Origin of the sequence: Isoptericola hypogeus (assembly GCF_039531145.1) — a bacterium.
GTDB classification, from domain to species: Bacteria; Actinomycetota; Actinomycetes; order Actinomycetales; family Cellulomonadaceae; genus Isoptericola; species Isoptericola hypogeus.
Genome location: NZ_BAAAPM010000009.1, coordinates 8,492 through 12,444 on the forward strand (window position 1 = coordinate 8,492; position 3,953 = coordinate 12,444).

A 3,953-nucleotide genomic window follows, 5' to 3' on the forward strand; every position below is an offset into this window, starting at 1 on the left:
GGCCGCCACCGCACCGGCTGCCGCCGCGACCCCGGCGGCACCGTCCGCTGCCGCCGCGACCCCGGCGGCACCGTCCGCTGCCGCCGCGACCCCGGCGGCACCGTCCGCCGCCGTGCCGGCCCGGGACAAGATCGCGCCCGGTCTCGAGCGCACGCTCGACGCCGGCAAGCCGGTCGACCTGTGGATCGAGCTCGACGCGAAGGCCGACCTCACCGCGGCGTCCGCGATCGACGACTGGGACGAGCGGGGCCGCGCCGTCGCCGCCGAGCTGCGCCGCACCGCCGAGCGCAGCCAGCGCGGCGTGCAGGCCCGGCTGCGGGCGCACGGCGTGGAGTTCGAGAGCTTCTGGGCGGCCAACGCGATCAAGGTCTCGGGCGCCGACCCGGCGCTCGCGACGCAGCTGGCGGCGCGGGAGGAGGTCGCCGGCCTGTGGCCGTCGTTCGCGGTGGACCCGCCCGAGACGACGACCGAGGAGGCGCAGGCCACCGCGGACGCCGTCGAGTGGGGGATCGAGAACATCAAGGCCGACCAGGTCTGGGCGGACGAGGGCGCCACCGGCGAGGGCATCGTCGTGGCGAACATCGACACGGGTGTCCAGTACGACCACCCGGCGCTGGCGCGTCAGTACCGGGGGAACAACGGCGACGGGACCTTCAGCCACGACTACAACTGGTTCGACGCCCACGGCACCTGCAGGGGCGCGCCCTGTGACGACGAGGGCCACGGCACGCACACGATGGGCACGATGGTCGGCGCCGACGGCGCCGAGAACCACATCGGCGTCGCCCCTGGCGCGCGCTGGATCGCCACCAACGGCTGCTGCACGGACACCACCCTGATGGCGTCGGCGCAGTGGCTGCTGGAGCCCACCGACCACGACGGGAACCACCCCGACGCGGCGATGCGTCCGCACGTCATCAACAACTCCTGGGGGTCCAACCTGCCCTCGAACCAGCCGTTCCTGGAGGAGGCCAGTGCCGCCTGGGCGGCGTCGGGCATCTTCGTGACCTGGTCCAACGGCAACATGGGGCCGAGCTGCACGACCTCCGGACGCCCGGGCAGCCGCACCATCAACTACTCGGTCGGCGCCTACGACGAGGCAGGCGTGATCGCGTCGTTCTCCAGCCGCGGCCCGGGCCAGGACGGCACGCTCAAGCCGGACATCGCCGCCCCAGGCGTCGACGTCCGCTCGAGCGTCCCGGGGGGCCAGTACGCCGTCAACAGCGGCACGTCGATGGCCGCGCCCCACGTGGCCGGCGCCGTCGCCCTGCTGTGGTCGGCGAGGCCGGCCGCCCTGGGCGACGTCGAGCTGACCCGTGAGCTCCTGGGACAGAGCGCGATCGACACCCCGGACCTGTCCTGCGGCGGGACCGCCGAGTTCAACAACGTCTTCGGGGACGGCCGGCTGGACGCACAGGCCCTGGTCGACGCGGCGCCGGCCGGCCCCGCCGGGATGCTGGCCGGAACCGTCGCCGACGCCGACACCGGCGAGCCGCTGAGCGGCGTGCAGCTGCAGGTGGCGGGGCCGATGGAGCGGACGGCGACCACGGGCTCCGACGGCGGGTTCGACATCCACCTCGCGGTCGGCACGTACGACCTGACCGTGACGCGGTACGGGTTCGTCGAGGCCGTCGTCACCGGGGTGGAGGTCACCGCGGACTCGACCACCGAGCGGTCGGTCGAGCTCACGCGGCTTCCGTCCGCGACGGTGTCCGGGACCGTGTCCGACGGGTCCGGGCAGGGCTGGCCGCTGTACGCGAAGGTCCGGGTCGCCGGCACGCCGGTCACGGCGTTCACCGACCCCGCCACGGGTGACTACTCCCTGGTCGTGCCGACCGGGAGCACGTACGACCTCACCGTGGAGCCCCTCTACCCGGGGTACGAGCCGGTGACCGACACCCTGCCGGTCACGGCCGACGTGGTGCGCGACCACGCCCCGACCGTGGCCCCCGGCTGCAGGGCCGCCGGCTACGCCGCGGACTGCACGCCGCTGGCCGGCGGGCTGGTCGTCGGGCACGTGACCGACGCGACGACCGGCGCCGGCGTCGTCGGCGCCAGGGTCCGGAGCGACGACGCGCCCGACGAGGCGGCCACGACGACCAGGTCGACCGCCGACCCGGGCCTCGGGGCCGGGTTCTACTGGATGTTCTCCTCGCTGACCGGGGAGCGTCCCTTCACCGCGAGCAAGGGCAGCGGGTACACGGCCGGCACGGTGACGGCCGACGTGCGCCCCCACGCCGTCGCGACCGCGAGCTTCGCGCTCGGCGCCGGCCACCTGGAGGTCGTGTCGGGCGCCGTGACGTCCGCCGTCGAGCTCGGCGGCGCCACCACGGCGACGATCGAGGTGCGCAACGTCGGCAACGCCCCGGCGACGTTCGAGCTGGCCGACAAGGACCAGGGCTTCGAGATCGCGCGGGCCGACGGCGGGCTCGTGTCGTCGTGGGCCGTCACGTCCGCACCCGGGGCGTCGCTCGAGCGGCTCGACGTGCCGGTGTCTCCGCTGCGGGGTGCCGGGCGGGAGCCCGCCGAGGGTGCGGCCGTCGCGGCCGCCGCCGAGGCCGGGCCGTGGCTGGGCCTGGCCGACCACCCGACCGCCGTGATGGACAACGTGGCGGGGGCGTACCGCGGGGTCGTCTACTCCGTCGGCGGCACCGCCGACGGGCTGACCCCGTCGGCCGCCACCTACGCGTACGACCCGGAGTCGTTGCGGTGGACCGAGAGGGCGGCGATGCCCCAGGGCCGGATGAAGCCGGGCGGCGCGTTCGTCGACGGGCGGTTCTACGTGATCGGCGGCTGGGGCGACCCGGGCACGGTGGTGGACGAGACTGCGATCTACGACCCGCGCACGGACAGCTGGGAGGGGGGCGCGGCGAACCCGCATCCGATGGCGGCGGCCGGGGTCGCGGCGCTCGACGGCGTCGTGTACTCGGTCGGCGGCTGCCAGGCGGCGTGCGGCACGCGCGTCGTGACCGCGTACGACGTCGAGTCGGACAGCTTCGAGCGGGTCGCCGACTACCCCGTGCCGACGGCCTGGCTGTCGTGCGGCGCCGTCGGCGACCGGATCGTCTGCGCGGGCGGCAGGTCCTCCGCCGGGGAGTCCCGCGACACGTACGTCTACGACCCACAGGAGGACGCCTGGCGGCAGGCGGCGGACATGCCCCGCTCCGTGTGGGCGGCGGGGTACGCGGCCGCCGACGGCACGCTCGTCGTGTCCGGCGGCGTCGCGGACGACGCGCTGACGAACGCGGGGTGGGCGTACGACGCCGCAGCGGACTCGTGGACGTCGCTGCCGAGCTCCGGGCTGGCGTCGTACCGCGGCGGGTCGGCGTGCGGGTTCGTCAAGGTCGGCGGCTCGACCGGGCAGTTCGAGCCCACCGCCGCGGCGGAGCTGCTGCCCGGCTTCGACGGGTGCGGTGCCGCGGACGCCGCCGACGCCGCGTGGCTGACGCCCCGGTCGACGTCGGTCACCGTGCCCGCGGGCCGGTCGGCCCACGTCGCCGTGACCCTCGACTCGTCGGCGCTCGGCCAGCCCGGCGCGTACTCCGCCCAGCTGCGCCTCGTCGAGGACACGCCGTTCGACGTGGAGCCGGTGCTGGTCACGTTCCGCGTGGACCCGCCCCGCACCTGGGGCAAGGTGCTCGGCACCGTGACGGGGGCGTCGTGCGCCGGCGACGCGTCGCCCCTCGACGGGGCGACGGTGAGCCTCGCCGGGTCCACGAGCACCTGGTCGTTCACCGTGCCGGCCGACGGGACGTACGCCCGGTGGATCGACCGGGGCGAGAACCCGGTGCGGGCGACGGCGCACAAGGACGGGTACGTCCCCGAGTCGCAGAGGCTTCGGTTGGGAAAGGCGCCGACGGCCGCGGACTTCCAGCTCGAGCGTCTCGGCTGCTGACGGGTCCGCGCTGCTGACCCGACCACGCAGCTGACCCGACCCCGACCACGAGCGCCGG

At 75.5% G+C, this 3,953-nt stretch carries 1 protein-coding gene; it reads left to right on the forward strand.

Annotated features, from left to right (window positions below; all coding sequences use genetic code 11):
* The first annotated feature begins 112 nt into the window (after window positions 1–112).
* The gene (locus ABD254_RS18035; protein WP_344250092.1) at window positions 113–3,895 is read left to right on the forward strand and encodes a S8 family serine peptidase; all 3,783 of its coding nucleotides are present in this window, start codon (window positions 113–115) and stop codon (window positions 3,893–3,895) included.
* Window positions 3,896–3,953 lie beyond the last annotated feature (58 nt).